Below are 15,795 nucleotides of genomic sequence, written 5' to 3' on the forward strand. Positions count from 1 at the left end.
GAGGTGGTCGCTCTCCCCGTGCCCGCCGGCACGCCTACTCCTTCTCCTTCAGCTCCGTGACCCGCTCCAGCATGATCGGCTCCCACGCCCGGAGCAGCGCCGCGTGCGGGGAGCCCGCCGCCGGGGTGTCCAGGTGCTCCGTCAAGGCGATCACCGTGTCGCAGCGGGCGAGCCAGAGGCCACGCAGGCAGGGGCGGGGGCCGTACCCGGCGAGAGTGGCGGCGCGGACGGCGGCGGGGGCGCCCACGGAGGTGGCGAGGGCGGCGATGTCCTCGGCGGGGTCCCCCAGCGCCGCGCCGGTCCAGTCGAGGACCGCGCGAACCCGGCCGTCGGCGCTGATCAGCACGTGCTCGTCGGTGAGCCGGTGGTGGGTGAGCACGGCCGAGCCGCCCTGGGCGGCGAGCTGCGCGGCGCCGGAAGGGGTGAGCTGGTGCAACCGCCCCGCGTCGAACTCGTCGGCGGCGGCGAGCCGTTCGGCCGCGTGGGCGGCGATCCGGCGCAGCGCCCCCAGCGACCGCGGGGCCACGTGCGGCACCCCGAGCGTCTCGGTCTGCCGCACGGGAACCGCCCGCAGCCCGGTGAGCAGGCCCGCGAGGTCGGCCTCCCCGAGGGCGGACACCTCGTGCCCGCCGCCGTAGTCACCCGGCAGCCGGGCGTCGAGCGTGCAGGCGAGGCCGGGCGTCCAGTCGCCGTGCGCCACCGCGGACGGGACGACGACGGGCACGTGGGGCCGCACCAGGTCCCTGAGCCGCGTCTCCCGCCGCAGCCGGACGGACGCCTCCCGGTCGGGCGCGAGCCGCAGCACGTACCGGGTCCCGACCCACCAGGTGTACGGGTGCTCCGGTGCGACGGGCCGTACTTCGGGCCCCTTGGCCGTACCGCTCCTGAGCAGCGAGCGGACCAGGGCGCGCACGGTGTCCGGGGTGGGGGTCGGTGGCCGGGTCATGGGTCGTGTCTCGCCGTTCCGGAAGGTCGTCGCGGAGGTGGCTGCCGGGGTCAGGTCAGTCCACCACGACCATCTCACGGGTGGTGTCGTTCAGGCGGCGTCCGCCCTCCTCCGTCACCGTCACGATGTCCTCGATCCGGACCCCGAACCGGCCGGGCAGGTAGATGCCGGGCTCGATCGAGAAGCACATGCCGGGCACGAGCGGCTGCTCCTCACCCTCGATCATGTAGGGCGGCTCGTGCGTGGTGACGCCGATGCCGTGCCCGGTGCGGTGGATGAAGTACGGCCCGTAGCCCGCGTCCTCGATCACCGCGCGGGCGGCACGGTCGACGTCCTGGCAGGTGGCGCCCGGCCGGACGGCCCGGAACCCGGCCTCCTGCGCGGCCCGCACCACGTCGTGCACGCGGCGCTCCTCCTCGGTCGGCTCGCCCACGTGGACCGTGCGGGTGGTGTCGGAGCCGTAGCCGTCCTTCAGCCCGCCGAAGTCGAGGACGACCATGTCACCCCGCTGGATGACCCGCTCCCCGACCTCGTGGTGCGGGTTGGCGCCGTTGGGACCGGAGCCGACGATGGTGAAGTCCACCTGCGAGTGGCCGAAGCGGCGCAGCAGGCCGGCGAGGTCGCGCCCCACCTCGTCCTCGCGGCGCCCGGCGAAGGGCAGCTTCCTGATCTCCTCGAAGGCGGCGTCGGCCGCGGCCCCGGCGGCGGCCAGCAGTTCCAGCTCGGCGGCGTCCTTGACGGCCCGCAGCATGGGCAGGGCGTCGGTGAGCGCGGCGCAGTGGAGGTCCGGCAGGGCCCGTTGCAGAGCCAGCAGATGCAGCGCCCAGGTGTTGTCGCTGACGCCGACACCGCCCTTGGGGTCGAGCAGCTCGGCGGTGAGGGAGTGCGGGTCCTCGCCGTCGGTCCACTTCAGCAGGGTGAGCGCGGGGGCGCCCGCGGCCCGCTCGGCGTCGGGGGCCTCCAGCGCGGGCACCACGAGCACGGGGTCACGGCCCGGCACGAGGACCAGCAGTGTGAGCCGCTCGGTGACAGGGGGCGCGTACCCGGTGAGCCAGACCAGGTCCGGTCCCGGCGCCACGAGCAGCCCGCCGAGCCCCGCCTCGGCGGCGGCGCCGGTCGCGCGCGCCATACGGGCGCGGTAGTCCTCGGCGGTGAAGATCGCGGGTGCACTGCCGGTCATCCGGGCCTCCGGGTGTGGTCGTGGCGGCGGGGCGTACGGCCATCATGACGCGCGGGGCGTACGGCGACCACCGGGTTCCCGGTGGCCGCCGGGGCGTGACGGCGCCGTCAGCCGGTCGGCTGGAGCCGCCCCGGTGCCTGGCCGGGTACGAAGCCGTGGGCCCGGCCGCCCAGCCACTCGGCCTTGTAACGGTCCACCTCCCGATGCCAGTTGAGGATGCCCGCGAGCCAGTTCTGGAGGTCGAGGACATAGTGGTCCATCGCGGCCCGCGCTTCTCCGGAGAGCTGGAAGTCGTCGTAGAGCACGGGCAGTTCGTGCGCGATCACATGCTCGAACTGCCGCATCCGCTGGGTCATCAGGTCGTGGACGACGGCGAGTGCGTCCGGGTAGTCGATGCCGAAGAAGTTCTGCACGACGAGGATCGCGTTGTGGATCTCGCCCTCGTACTGGATCTCCTTCTGGTAGGAGAAGACGTCGTTGAGCAGGCAGGCGTAGTCGACGGCCGCGTTCTCCAGCGAGCGCACCACTCCGGTGCGGTAGACCTCGGGCGGGACGGCCGGACCCTGGCCCATCCGGCACATGCTCAGGGTGAGGTCGGAGCCGAAGGTGGCGCGGCGCATCTCCAGGTAGTCGACGGGATCGGGGACGCGGTGCTGGAGCTGGTTGGACAGCTCCCACACCCAGCTCTCGGTCATCACGTCGACGGCTGCCTTCAGGGTGTGCCGCTGCTCGGCGCTCATCGGTGCGGTGGTCCGCGCCCACAGGTCGGCGAGGCCGCGCTCCATGGCGTTGGCCGGGACGGTCCCCGGTTCGCCGTCGACCGGCATGCACCCGGACAGCCGGGCGGTGGTCAGCCGGGCGGCGGCCAGATCGCGGCGGTTGCCGTACACGAGGGGGTAGTAGTCGTCGCCGTACGTCCCCCAGGCGAGCCACTGCGCGCTCAGGTCGAGCGCCTCGGGCGTGGCGTCGGGATCGAGTCCGGCGGAGCACAGCGCGAGGTCGTACGCGGCGAGCTTGTCCTCGTCCCAGACGCCCTCGCTCAGGATGCCCATGGTGTGGCACCACGTGACGAGGTGCTGCCGGGCGGCGTCGGCGTGCGGGCTCAGCTGAAGCGGGAAGGGCATGTGGAAGTCGGGCAGCAGCGACGGCCCGACCTGCCGGTAGGGGACGTGGCGGTAGGCGCGCAGCCGTTCGGCGCCCGCCGAGGCCAGCAGGGCGCGGATGTCGGCGGCGGAGGTGCCTGGACCGCTCGGCACCCGCCAGGGCGTCTCGGAGCGGGCGCCCTGGTTCATGTAGCGGCTGGAGCGCAGATGCCATTCGTGGCCGCCGGACTGCCAGTCCTGCAGCCCCTTGGTGTACGCGGCCACCGCCGCGACCTCGTCGGGCCGCAGGCCGTTCTCCAGCGCGAGGGCGGGCACCTCGGTGAGCGCGGTGTGCTCGAACTGGTGCAGCCGTGAGGTGAGGACGTCGTTGACGGTCTCGGCGGCCTCCTGGGTGGAGCAGCCGAAGAACCGCTCCAGCACCAGCACGCCGTTGCTGTTCTCGCCCTCCTCCTCCACCTCCCGCTGGTAGGAGAACAGGTCGTTGCGCAGGTGGACGGCGTCGGAGAAGGTCTCCATCAGCACCCGGAGCGGCCGGGACCGAGCGACCGAGGCGGGCACCTCGGCGGTCGCGTACTCCACGAGTCCCGCCGACCAGGGGGCGCCGCCCACCTTCCGGCGCATCTCGATGTACTCGACCGGGTTGGCGATCCGGCCCGAGCCGATGTTGGACAGCTCCCACATCGACTCGTTGAGCAGATGCTCCGTCGCCACGGCGAAGCGGCGGCGCCAGTCCGCGGACATGGCCGGAACCGTGCGCGCCCAGAGGTCGGCGAGGCCGGCCTCGACCGGGTTCTCCGGCTCGGGGACGGGGGCGGCGGGGTCGAGCGGCATGAACAGCGGGAGCCGGTCCAGGTGGGCCTTGCCGGCCACGCGGTCCGGAGTGCGTTTGAACATGTCGAGGAAGTGGTCGTCGAAGAAGAACACCCACACGTACCAGTCGGTGATCAGCGAGAGCGCGGGGCCGTCGCAGTCGGGGTGGGTGTAGGCGCACAGCAGGCCGTAGTCGTGCGCCTCCAGGTCGCCCTGGTCCCAGACCCCGGAGCCCTCCAGCATGCCCATGGTCCGTGCCCACTCGGTGGAGTGGGCACGGGCCTCGTCCAGATGCGGGTTGAGCCGCGCGGGATACGGCATGTAGAAGTGCGGGAGTTCGAACGGCTGCGTCATGGCGGGGGGCTACCCGCCGGGCAATCGGGTCATCCGCCACGACTGGGATGATCACACCATCGCGTGAACCCCTGCCGAAACCGGGAACTCTCGCCGCCCGGTGTGGCGTTGGCCGTCACGGCCACACCCCTGCCCATGGCCTCTTTCCGGCCCTGCCGACGACATCCGGACAGCCCGGCACCAAAGGCCGTCACTCCCCTTGTCCGTCCTCCGGGCCGGGGCCACGGTATGGCCCATGATCCCCTCCCCGCCTCCCCAGCACCGATTACCGCACGCCCCCGCCCCGGTGTCCTGGCAGGACGAGCCCGGCACGGCGGACCGACCGCCCGGCCCCGGGTTCTGGGCGGTCACCCGGCACGCCGACGCCCTCCGCGTCCTCGAGGACCCGGTGACGTACTCCTCCCTCCCGGGACCCGGCGAACTCCCCCTCGTGAGACGGCTGCTGTCCGGCCAGGACCCGCCCCAGCACACCCGTCTCAGAGACCACGCGGCCCGCGCCCTCACCCCCGGACGCGTCGGACGCTTCACGGCGACCGCCCGAGAGCGCGCCCGCACCCTGCTCACCCGCGCACTGGACGCGGCCCGCGCCACCGACGGCGTCCTCGACCTCGCCACCGCCGTCTCCGACCCGTACACCGCGCTCAACCTGGCCGACCTGCTGGGCGTCCCGCACGCCGACCGGCGCCGTCTGCCCGGCCGGACCGGGCCGCATACGCTCGACGACACGACCGGCTACGCCCGCCGGCTCGTCGTCCACCGCCGCCGCTATCCGGACGACGACCTCACCACGGTGCTGGCCCACAACGCCCGGCTCACCTCCGACGAGCTGGACATGCTCGTCGCCCTCCTCCTGACCACCGGCCTCGCCCCCATGCGCGACGCGGCGGCGGGCGGACTCGCGGTGTTGGCCCGGCATCCCGAGGCGTACCGGGGCTTGCGTGAAGGAACAGCGGAACTCGACCCCGCCATCGAGGAGTTGCTCCGCCTGCACCCGCCCCTGCGCACCCTCAGCCGCACCGCCGCGACGGACACCGATCTCTCCGGCCGCCGCGTCCGGCGCGGTGACAGGGTCGTCGTCTCCCTGGTCGCCGCCAACCGCGACGCCGAGGTCTTCGCCGCCCCCGACCGCCTGGACCTCGCCCGCTCGCCCAACCCGCACCTCTCCCTCGGCGCGGGGCCGCACCTCTGTCTGGGCGCCGACTTCGCCCGGCTGCAACTGCGCGTCCTCCACGAGGAGGTGCTGTGCGCCCTGCCGGTCCTGCGGCTCGCCGGGCCGGTGCTGCCGTCCGGCTCCGGCGTCACCAACGGTGTCGCGTCACTGCCCGTCCGGGCCGGCTGACGGGTTGACCTGGATCATCGCGTGAGTGCCGCTGGTGAGCCACTTCCTTCCCTCCGCCTTCTCCAGCGCGGCCTCGGTGGACGCGGAGAGCCCGGTGACGACCTCGGACTTGAGGGTGCGCAGCGCGGCCACGGGGCCGGGGAAGTAGGCGGTCACCTCGTCGAAGGGCGTGGTGGCGGGCCAGTACCGGTCACCCACCAGGCGGCGGTAGTTGAGGTCGCCCTTGAAGAGGGTGAGGTCGGCCGCCGCGAAGTCGGCGCGGAGGTCGTCCGGCATGTCGGTGTAGGGCAGCGGCGCACAGGAGAAGGGATGGGCGCGCAGGACGAGCCGCCCGTCGCCAAGGGCCGACCAGAGCGTGTCCCCGTACTCCCCCGCCAGACCGCCCGCCGAGCGGAGCCGGTGCAGGGCGTCGATCACGTCGGCGGTGGTGGCGTCGGAGACGTAGTACGGGGTCGGCTTGAGGTGCAGGACCGCGTGGCCGATGCGGGGCTCGGTGAGGAGCGCGGCGATGAGCAGCAGGTCGGGGACGAGCTCGCGGCCCGCGTTGTCCGCGACCAGGCAGAGGGTGCCGGTGCCGCCGGCCGGGAGCAGCGACCAGAGGAGGTCGCTGTCGTCGGCCACCAGGCCGGGGGCCGCTTCGCGTCGCTCGCCGCCCTCCGAGGACAGCTGGAAGCTGAGGTCGGCGCGGTTGCCCCAGAGGGAGCCGCTCAGCAGGGCGCGGTCGCGGTCGCCGGCCGGGCGGTCCCGTAGTCCGTCGAGTGCGGACAGCTCGGCGTCGGTCTCGGCGGAGTCGAGTTCGCCGGTTTTGGAGGGGCGGAACGGGTCGACGCCCCGCCAGGCACCGGGGCCGAAGTAGCCGACGGCGCCGAGCAGACGGCGGTAGAAGTAGCTCTCGGCCCACAGCCACGGCACGTCGAACCAGGATCGGCCCGCGTAGGTGTCCATGCCCCAGCTCTGCCAGCGCTCGCGGTCGGGGGCGTCGGCGGGGAGGGGTTCGATGACACCCTCGGTGCAGTTCTTCAGCAGGGCGTCCAGCGCGCGCTGCTGCGGGGGTTCGTAGGGAAGGCCGGCGCGGACCTGGCGGATGATCGCCGGGTGCCGTTCGGCCAGTGTGCGGTGCGGGAAGGAGCCGGGTGCGTCGGCGCGGATGACGGGCGCGGTGGGGGCGGCGTCGGACATGCCGTCACCGTACCCCGCAGGTCAGCCGGTCCTGGCCTCCCGCTCCAGTTGTGCCGCGAGGGCGAGGTAGCGGGGGCGGCGGTGCACCGGGACCAGGCTGCGGAGCATCAGGTACCACATCTCGGCGACCCGGCGGGGCAGCCGCGCGGGCGGTTCCAGGGTGCGCCCGGCGACCCGGGTGCCGACGAAGAAACAGACCAGGGAGTGCGCGACGACCCCGGCGTCCAGTTCGGCGTGCACATCGCAGTCCCGGACCGCGCCGTGCAGCTTGCGGGAGGCGAACTCCAGCCACTCCGTGAAGGGGTGGCGCAGCGGCGGCCGCATGGGCAGGTTGGTGGTGACCAGGCGGAGCCCGGCACGGGGCACCGGGTCGTGCACGGCGAGGCGGGCGAGGGCGAAGGTGGCCCGCATCAGCGCCTCCAGAGACGAGCAGCCCCGGCTCTCGACCTCGGACACCACCTGTCGGGCGGCCACCGACTGGAGTTCGAGGATGGCGTGGGCCAGGTCCTCCTTGGCGGCGAAGTGGAAGTACAGGGCGCCCTTGGTGACGTTCGCATGTCCGACGATGTCGCTCAGGCTGGTGGATTCATACCCTTGCCGGTCGAACAGGTCGGCCGCCGCCGTGATGATCGTCGTCCGGGTCTGTTCAGCGCGCAACTGCCTCACCATCGGCCGACCCCTCTCCTGCACGAACGGGACACGCGGTTTGTTTTGACCCCTCGCATACGATAACTCACCGAGCCGCGACGGGAGTCACGCGGGACACACCGAGATTCCGCGCTCTTCCACACTTCCTCCCCTGCTCGACCGGGGTGAACTGGGCCTTCCGCTTTTATCCGGCTCCGGGGGCTTCCGGGTGCGCTGCGTCGCTTACGCGAAGATTCCCGGGCGGTGAGGGGTGCGGCAAAAACAGCCGATGCGGTCTGTGAATTGACTTCTTCAGTCGTCCGGGGTTCTGAACACCTCAGTGCTGTCACTCGTATTGGGGACGTGGACGACCATGGGCGTGGACGCCGCCGACGACGAGCGGGGCCCGGCCGAAAAGGGGGTCGTGGTCGTCCGTGCCCGACGGCCCGTCCAGGAGAGCATATGGACGCTTGGGCGGCAGGGCCTGTCGCCGGCGTGCCTGGACGCGTATGGGGGCGTCCAGGCACGTATCGAGAGAACCGGCGATCAGACGAGCGTGTGCAGGTGCACCGTGCCGTCCGGCAGGCCCGTCGACTGGACCGCGAAGATGTCAGTGTTGGCGTCGATCTTCGTCGCCGCTGCCTGCCAGGTTCCGGCAGCGCTGTACGAGCGGTCCCACACGCCCGAGCCCGGGACGACCGCGTCGGCGGTCATGCGGCCGTCGGGCAGCACGGCGAGGGCCACCGCGGTGATGTCGCCGTTGGTGTCGAGGTGGGAGGAGCTCTGCCAGGTGCCCGCGGCGGTACGGACGCGGTCCCAGATGCCGGAGCCGGGCACCACGGCCTCCAGGTGCTGGGTGCCGTTGGGCAGCGCGGCCGTGGCCAGGTCGGTGATGTCGCCGTTGCTGTCGATCTGCGTGGCAGAGGTCTGCCAGGTGCCCGAGGCGCCACGCACCCGCTCCCACACGCCCGAGCCGGGCACGAGGGACTCCAGGTGCAGGGTGCCGTCGGTCAGACCCGCGGCGGCGATCCGGGTGATGGACGTGTTGTCGTCGACCTTCGTGGCCGTCGTCCAGGTGCCGTCGGTGTTGCGGGTGCGGTCCCACACGCCGGAGTTCTTCACCATCACCTCGACGTGGATCGTGCCGTCCTTCAGCGCGGCGGCCGTCACGGCGGTGATGTTGTCGTTGTCGTCAATCTTGACGGCGCTCGTCGCCCACACGCCCGAGGCGCTGCGCACCCGCTCCCAGACGCCGGAACCCGGGACCACCGTGAAGGTGTGCAGGGTGCCATCGGGCAGCGCGGCCGAGGCGACGGCGGTGATGGCGTCGTTGTCGTCGACCTCGCTCGCGCTGCCGGCCCAGGTGCCCGAGGAGCCGCGGGTGCGGTCCCAGACGGTGCCGTGCGGGACGGTGGACGTGGCCGGGGCGACGTCGAGATAGTCGGAGTCGATGTTGATCGAGATGCCGCCGTATGTCTCGGTGTGACCGCCGCTGTACTGGTGGACGCGCTGGTGGTTCGCCCAGAGCGTGGACGACACGGCCGGGTCGGCGGTGTCGGCGTTGCCGTTCCACAGCGCGTCGTAGATGACGTCGGGCATCTGGTAGCCGCTGCCGTAGTGGTCGGCGAGGTCGGATATGCCGGAGGTGGAACTGCTGTACACGGCGGACTTGTAGCCCTGGGCGTGGAGTTCCTTGGTCCAGGCGGAGAGGAAGCTCAGCACGCTGGACGAAGAGGAGGGGCTGTAGGCCTCCATGTCGTAGTAGAGGACCGAGCCCGCGGGGAACCCGAGCGAGGATGCCTGGGTGATGGCGTCGTCGGCGGCGCTCGTGCCCTGGGAGGTCGGTGAGCTGATGCCGCTCGCCTGCACGCCGACGTAGATGGGGAGGAAGTGCCATCCGGCGGAAGCCTGTTGGGAGACCCATGAGGCGGTGAGGTTGGGCTGGCTGCAGCCTCGGTAGGCTCCGCCGATGTAGATGCCGACGGCGCCGTACGGGGACGCGCTGTTCCAGGTGTTCATGGTGCTCGCCGAGGGCGCGGCGCAGGCGTCGAAACCCTTGCCGGTGTAGTGGGTGGTGGCGCTGGAGACCGTGGTCGCGGCGAGTGTGGAGGGCGTCAGCCGGCCTGTGGGTGCCGCTCGGCGCGCGGGAGCGGCGGCCTGGGGCGTGAGGTCCGCGTCCGTGGCGATGTCCTCGATGAGCCCGGGGTTGCTCTTGTAGGTGCCGGTGAGCTGTATCCGGGCGTCGGAGGCGGCCAGCTGGTGGGCGGTCCTGTCGGTGCGCGCCTGGCCGGCGCCCCGGGACCCGGCCGGCTGGACGAGCAGCGCCTCAGTGCGGCCGACGACGTGAGCGGGGCAGTTTTGGTCCGCCGAGGGGGTGCCGTAGTAGAGGGTGTGACGGTCGAAGCGCACACAGGCGTGCGGGGCGCGGTCGAGGTCGACCGTGTTCCAGCCGGCCGGCACGGTGAAGTGGTGACCCCGGTAGGTGACATGGCGGGCCGGGGACTTCGCCGCCTCGGTCGCGTGGGCGGCCGGGAGGGCCACGCCGGTGAGCACGGCCGCGGTGGCGGTGGCCGTAAGGGATATGCGTATCGCTCTGCGCAGGGCTGCGGGTACGGGCACGGGAACTCTCCTCATTCCATGATGGGGGTGCACATGACAAGCAAGGGGACGTGCGAACGGTGCGTCAGCGGGTCACGGCTGCCACCAGCGGGCCTTGTAGATGCCGCCGTCGGCGAGCGCGTACGGGCTGGCTGTGCCGGAGGCGTCGCGGACGTAGCGGGTCAGCCAGTTCGGGCTCAGGTCTCCGTCCGGCTTGGTGAAGAGGACGGTGCCGCCGGAGTTGCTGACGGCCTTGACACCGCCCCACGGACCGCGGCCGCAGGCGGTGCTTCCGTACGGCGTGAAGGTGCGGGCCGACTTGGAGTACTGGTAGAGCGCCGATCCCGTGGACACCCACAGCAGGTCGGACGACCCCGCCACGGCACCCACGTCGTGACCGTCGGACGTGGGCAGTTGCACGGAGAGCGAGGTCTTCTCGGCGAGGACGGGCTGCGCCGGGGTGCCGGCGACGGTGTACGCGGCGAGCTTGCTGCCGCCCACCGCCCACAGCACGTTCGCGCCGGAGTCCCAGTGGACGCCGTGCGCCGTGGTGAGCGGGGTGGTGAAGTAGTCGGTCGCGGTGGGACCTTGGGACGCGGCGTAGACCCGGACGGCGTTGCCGTTACTGCACGCGACAGCCACATTGCCGTCCGGGAGCAGTTCGATGCTGTGCGGGTTGAGATCGTCACCCGGTCCTGAGCCGGCGACCAGACCGGCCCAACGGCGTTCGCCGGTCGGGTACTCCACCACGGCGGCGAAGCCGTACGAGGCAGTGACGAGCACGAGCGTGGATCCGCCCGAGGTACGCGCCTTGGCCTCACTGACGTAGGTGAAGCTGGAGGCCGGCTGGAGGTCCGCGTACCGGGAGTCGCCGTCCGGGGTGAACGACCACTGCACCACCGACGGATCGGCCGCCGGGTCCCAGTTGGTCTTCGTCGAGTCGAGCAGCAGCACCTTGCGCGCCTTCTGGTCGCCGACGAGAACCGGGGGCGCGGCGGCGGCCCGGGCGTTGCCGCCGAGCGGCAGCGCGATCCCCAGGGCGGCCCCCAGGCCGCCGAGCAGGAGCGAGCGCCGGGAGTGCGAACGGGAGGACGAGGCGGAAGGCGACGTGGAGGATCTCATGTTCGCGCCCCTCACTGCCAGATCATGTCGCGGGGGGTCACCGCGGTGCCGACCGGCAGCTCGACCGTGGCAGCGGCCGGGCGCTCCTTGGCGGCGACGGCGGTGAGAGCGACGGACGACGCGTGGACGGTGTGGACGCCGACGGCGGCAGTGAGGCCGAGGGCGAGGGTCGCGACCGCGGCGGCGACGGGACGGAATGCGGGCATGGCGGAACTACCTTCCGGATGAGGGACGTGGGGAGCGCGAGCCGTACGAAGTTCGTGGAGCGGCCGCCTCAGACACGTCCCGCGGTGACGCGTCCTGCGACCTGGAACTAATGTCCGCCCTGGTCAGAACCTTCGGAAGGGGCTTCGTCCGGCCACAAGAGGCCGTGTCCCAAAGGGGCCAGCAGGGGCACTTCGGCTCGCAGCAGCGACCAGCCGGCGAACTCAGGGGCCGCGGCCAGCGCCCGCAGGCACAGGGCGGACGCCGTCCGCTCGGCCTCGCGCAGCGACAGGCCGCGCAGCCACAGCCCGACCACCGGGCTGGGCTCGACGCCCGGGTGAACGCTGACGTGCTCCAGGCGATCCTCGGGGCCGGCGACGGCACGCAGCAGGCCCGGGGCCTCCGGCGACAGGGGGATGCCCCTTTCGGGCGGGCACAGTCGGGCGTGAACGAGATACATACCGGTCAACACTCACGACAAGGCGCTGACGGAAGCAACGTGCCGAGCCTGGACGGTTGTACCGGAGGCCGGAAAAGGCCACACCGCGCCGCAGCCGTAACACAGTCGACTGTGCCATGCGATGATCCCACGAAGATCATTCAGTGCCCATTGCTGACCGTGGGGGGAAGCATGTTGACCGCGTTGGGGCTCGATCCGGTCGCAGAAGCGGTCTACCGGGCCATGCTCGCCGAGCGCGCCGATGGCGTCGCCGAGCTGGCGGGGCGCCTGGAGCTTGCCGAGGACGACGTGCGCCGGGCGCTCGACCAGCTCAGTGAACTCTCCCTGGTCCGCGCCTCCTACACGATGCCCGGCTCCCTGCACGCCGTCAGCCCTGAGGTCGGCCTGGAGCTACTGCTGGCCCGCCAGCAGGCGGAGCTCGCCGCCCAGCAGCAGCGTGTGGCGACTTCCCGGGCGACGGCCGCGCAGTTGATCGCCGAGCACGCCGCACTGCGCCCCTTCGCCGCCCCCGGTGTGGAGCAGCTCACCGGCATCGACGAGATCCGCGACCGGCTGGCCCGGCTCACTCGTCAAGTAGCCGCAGAGGTCATGACGCTCGCCCCGGACGGTGAGCACACGCCTCAGTCCATCGCGGCGGCCCGGCCGCTGAACAACTCGCTGCTGGAGCGCGGCGTGCGGTTGCGCACCGTCTACCTCGAGAGCGTCAGCAACAGTCCCCACACCCAGGAGTACCTCGAATGGCTGAGCGGGCGCGGCGGTGAGATCCGTACCGCGGCGACGCTGCCCACCCGACTGATCATCGTCGACCGCAGGCATGCGGTCATCCCGCTCAGCAGCGATGACTCCGCGGCCGGCGCGGTGGTGCTCAGCGGCCAGGGCACACTGACCGCGCTGTGCGCGCTGTTCGACAGGATCTGGCAGTCCGCCAAGCCTCTCGGTGAGAACGGCCGGCGCGGCCCGAAGGGCCTCACGGACATCGAGGAGGCCGCGCTCAAGCTGCTGGCCGACGGCCATACGGACGAGGCGATCGCCAAACGCCTCGGCGTCTCGCCCCGCACCGCCCGCCGGATCGCGACCGGTCTCATGCAACGCCTGGACGCGCGCAGCCGTTTCGAGGCGGGGGCACGCGCGGCCCAGCGCGGCTGGCTCGGGTGAGCTGAGGCCGACCCGCCACGGTCTCTCCAGCCTTCCGCTCGGGCTCGTCCCGCCTCTCCCCCGCCCGGCCCCTCAACGGACCGGTTCCCCTGGAACCGCTCCTCTCCGCCGGGCCGCTTCCCTCCCGCGCAGCCCTCTCCCCGCTCCGGCTCTCCGTCGCATCCGGCTCGCGCCCGGTCCCCCTCCTCCACGCTCACGGCCGAAACCGTCCATGGACGCATCTGTCCAGGCCAAACCCCTGTCGTTGACGCGCGCATGACGGCCAGTCTCTTCACGGCGCTCCGCAGCGAAGACCTGAAACCGCGGACCGCTCCGTCGACCGGCCCCGCTCCTGCGGCACGCCGGTGACGCGTGCCCGTCGCAGGTCCTCCTGCCGGGCTCCCGCTGCCAGCGAAGGAGATCCGTCATGCTCAGCCGCGCCCGAGGCCGTGTCCGTGTCGTCGCCCTTGCCGCAGTGCCGCTCGCCGCGGCGGCGGCTGTGGGCGCCGTCCGATACGCCGCCGATCCCGCGCCCTCCGCCGCGAAGGTGCCCGTCGCCACGGCGGCTCCGGTCGCCGCGGAGTCGACGGGCCCGGAGGACTGGACGACCGACACCGCGCCCGGCAGTGCGCCCACCGCTCCGTCCCACAGCGCGTCCGCCTCCCGCTCCCCGTCCCACTCCCCATCCCACTCCCCGTCCGCGTCACGCTCCCCGTCCGGGCCCGCGGCCGGCGCCGCCCCCGCCGTGCACGCGCTGCCCGCGGCGAAGCTGCCCGACGCGCACCGCTCCGCCTGGAAGGCGATCGGTCCGCCCCGGACCCGGCAGACCACCCACGACGTGAACGTCAGCGAGTGCGGCTCGGTCCACGGGGCAGTCGGCTGGCGGCAGCAGGGCTACGCCAGCAAGGCGAACACCCCAGCCATCCAGGACACGTTCACCTTCACCTCCGCCTCGGCCGCCGACGCCGCCTACCGCACGCTGCTCACCGCCTTCGACGGCTGCGGGCACAACCTGCGCGCCTTCCAGGCACAGCACGGCACGCCCCAGGACGCGGTGGTCACGAAGACCGCGTCCATCACCGACGGCACCGCCTACTCACGCTCCTGGACCGCCGTGGCCGGCATCTCCATGCCCGGCCGGCAGACCAACCACTACTACGTCGTCAGGCGCGGGGCGCTCCTGACGGTCGTGCAGTACACCCAGCCGGGCGTCGTCACCACGGCCGACCCGAACCACCAGGACTCCGGCGACCGGGCGGACCTGTCCACCATCGCCGAGCACATGTAACCGCGACACCACCCCTGTCTCTCTCACGGAAGACGAATTCACCATGCCGAAGTCCCGTACCTCCCGCCTGCGCGCCCTGGCCGTCCTCGTGGCCGTCACGGCCACCACGACCTTGGCGGCCGGTCTGCCCGCGCACGCCGATTCCAGCGTCGACGGCCCGATCACCAGAAGCGAGGTGCTCACCCGGGCGCAGAGCTGGGTTGACGCCCACGTGGCCTACAACCAGGGCACCCGCTACGGCGGTTACCGGCAAGACTGCTCCGGCTACGTCTCGATGGCCTGGCACCTGTCGACGTCCCTGGTGACGCAGACCCTGCCGAACGTCTCCACCAAGGAGAGCTACTCCGACCTCAAGCCCGGCGACATCATGGACTACACCGCCGACCACACCTTCCTCTTCGCCGGCTGGACCAACAAGACGAACGGCGACTTCACCTTTTACGCGGAGAGCAACCCCAACAACCCCACCCACGGCCCGACCCACGCCAACATCAACTCGTCGAGCATCGAGGGCTGGCCCACCAGCAACTACGACGCGTACCGCTACCAGAACATCGTCGACGACCCGGTCACCCCGGCCGGCACCGTCTGGGACCGCACCCGCAGCGCCTCCGGCGGCTGGGACGCGCACGCCACCGAGATCGACGACAACAGCGCCGTCACCGCGGTGGCGTCGGCCACGCTGCCGGACGGCACCGTGCACGTGCTGACCGTCGTCCCGGGCTCGGGTGTGTGGGACCGCGTCCGCAGCGCCTCCGGCGCCTGGGCGGGGGCCGCCACCAAGATCGACTCCAACGGCGGCATCACCGCGGTCTCGGCCGCCGCGCTGCCCGACGGCACCCTGCACGTACAGACCCTCGTGCCGGGCGCCGGTGTCTGGGACCGCACCCGGAGCACGTCCGGGAGCTGGTCGTCCAGCACCCAGATCGACTCCAATGCCAACATCACCGCGCTGAGCTCCTCCGCCCTGAAGGACGGCACCCTGCACATCCAGTCGCTCGTGCCCGACTCCGGGATCTGGGACCGCACCCGCAGCTCCGCCGGTAGCTGGAGCTCCTCCACCAAGATCGATGACAACGGCAACATCTCCGCCATCGCCTCGACGGCGCTCCCGGACGGCTCGCTGCACGTCGACGCGGTCGTGCCGGGCTCCGGAGTCTGGGACCGCACCCGCAGCTCCGCCGGCACGTGGGCCGGTTCGGCCACGCAGATCGACACCAACGGTGACGTCGCCTCCGTGTCGGCGTCCGCCCTCCCCGACGGCTCGATGCACGTCGACGCGGTCGTGCCGGGATCCGGAGTCTGGGACCGCACCCGCAGCTCCGCCGGCGCGTGGTCGTACGCCACGAACATCGACAGCAACGGTGACATCTTCGACACCTACACGGCCGGCCTGCCCGACGGCTCGATGCACGTGGGCACCGTCGCCTAGCCGTCCCGCGGACGGGCTG

General features: G+C 72.2%; 13 protein-coding genes. 4 read left to right on the forward strand and 9 right to left on the reverse strand.

What is annotated here, in order from left to right:
* Positions 1-34 precede the first annotated feature (34 nt).
* The 3 genes from EV284_RS22240 to cyc2 form a co-directional block, all read right to left on the reverse strand.
* The gene (locus tag EV284_RS22240) at positions 35-946 is read right to left on the reverse strand and encodes an aminoglycoside phosphotransferase family protein (RefSeq protein ID WP_130336950.1); all 912 of its coding nucleotides are present in this window, start codon (positions 944-946) and stop codon (positions 35-37) included.
* A gap of 55 nt (positions 947-1,001) precedes the next feature.
* Positions 1,002-2,126 carry an aminopeptidase P family protein gene (locus tag EV284_RS22245; protein WP_130336952.1) on the reverse strand — a complete coding sequence of 375 codons (1,125 nt, stop codon included), beginning with the start codon at positions 2,124-2,126 and terminating at the stop codon, positions 1,002-1,004.
* 107 nt (positions 2,127-2,233) lie between these two features.
* Positions 2,234-4,393, reverse strand: a complete 2,160-nt coding sequence (gene cyc2 / locus EV284_RS22250) for a germacradienol/geosmin synthase Cyc2 (protein WP_130336954.1) — start codon at positions 4,391-4,393, stop codon at positions 2,234-2,236.
* 235 nt (positions 4,394-4,628) lie between these two features.
* Between cyc2 and EV284_RS22255 the strand changes: the two genes are divergently transcribed.
* Complete coding sequence (locus EV284_RS22255) at positions 4,629-5,732, forward strand: cytochrome P450 (RefSeq protein ID WP_130336956.1); 1,104 nt, start codon at positions 4,629-4,631, stop codon at positions 5,730-5,732.
* On the opposite strand, the gene EV284_RS22260 is transcribed toward EV284_RS22255, so the two are convergent.
* The 6 genes from EV284_RS22260 to EV284_RS22285 all read right to left on the reverse strand — a co-directional run bounded on the left by EV284_RS22260 (position 5,709) and on the right by EV284_RS22285 (position 11,922).
* Positions 5,709-6,911 carry a damage-control phosphatase ARMT1 family protein gene (locus EV284_RS22260; protein WP_130336958.1) on the reverse strand — a complete coding sequence of 401 codons (1,203 nt, stop codon included), beginning with the start codon at positions 6,909-6,911 and terminating at the stop codon, positions 5,709-5,711. The two genes, EV284_RS22255 and EV284_RS22260, sit on opposite strands and share 24 nt — an antisense overlap.
* Before the next feature lie 21 nt (positions 6,912-6,932).
* The gene (locus EV284_RS22265; RefSeq protein ID WP_130336960.1) at positions 6,933-7,580 is read right to left on the reverse strand and encodes a ScbR family autoregulator-binding transcription factor; all 648 of its coding nucleotides are present in this window, start codon (positions 7,578-7,580) and stop codon (positions 6,933-6,935) included.
* Between the two features lie 504 nt (positions 7,581-8,084).
* The gene (locus EV284_RS22270; RefSeq protein WP_165425611.1) at positions 8,085-10,157 is read right to left on the reverse strand and encodes a DUF1906 domain-containing protein; all 2,073 of its coding nucleotides are present in this window, start codon (positions 10,155-10,157) and stop codon (positions 8,085-8,087) included.
* A gap of 72 nt (positions 10,158-10,229) precedes the next feature.
* The gene (locus tag EV284_RS22275) at positions 10,230-11,258 is read right to left on the reverse strand and encodes a DUF6528 family protein (protein WP_130336965.1); all 1,029 of its coding nucleotides are present in this window, start codon (positions 11,256-11,258) and stop codon (positions 10,230-10,232) included.
* An 11-nt stretch (positions 11,259-11,269) separates the two neighbouring features.
* Positions 11,270-11,464 carry a hypothetical protein gene (locus EV284_RS22280; RefSeq protein ID WP_130336967.1) on the reverse strand — a complete coding sequence of 65 codons (195 nt, stop codon included), beginning with the start codon at positions 11,462-11,464 and terminating at the stop codon, positions 11,270-11,272.
* A 107-nt stretch (positions 11,465-11,571) separates the two neighbouring features.
* Complete coding sequence (locus tag EV284_RS22285) at positions 11,572-11,922, reverse strand: hypothetical protein (RefSeq protein WP_130336969.1); 351 nt, start codon at positions 11,920-11,922, stop codon at positions 11,572-11,574.
* A gap of 171 nt (positions 11,923-12,093) precedes the next feature.
* Between EV284_RS22285 and EV284_RS22290 the strand changes: the two genes are divergently transcribed.
* From EV284_RS22290 to EV284_RS22305, 3 genes are all read left to right on the forward strand, one after another.
* Positions 12,094-13,077, forward strand: coding sequence for a helix-turn-helix transcriptional regulator (locus tag EV284_RS22290; protein ID WP_130336971.1), 984 nt, complete (start codon positions 12,094-12,096; stop codon positions 13,075-13,077).
* A gap of 406 nt (positions 13,078-13,483) precedes the next feature.
* A complete protein-coding gene (locus EV284_RS32795; protein ID WP_165425612.1) occupies positions 13,484-14,344 on the forward strand; it encodes a hypothetical protein in 861 nt (286 codons plus the stop codon).
* 43 nt (positions 14,345-14,387) lie between these two features.
* Entirely contained in the window at positions 14,388-15,776 is a 1,389-nt protein-coding gene (locus tag EV284_RS22305; RefSeq protein WP_130336977.1) for a peptidase S1, read from the forward strand.
* The last annotated feature ends 19 nt before the right edge of the window (positions 15,777-15,795 follow it).

It is taken from the genome of Streptomyces sp. BK022 (assembly GCF_004217355.1).
Lineage (GTDB): Bacteria > Actinomycetota > Actinomycetes > Streptomycetales > Streptomycetaceae > Streptomyces > Streptomyces griseoluteus.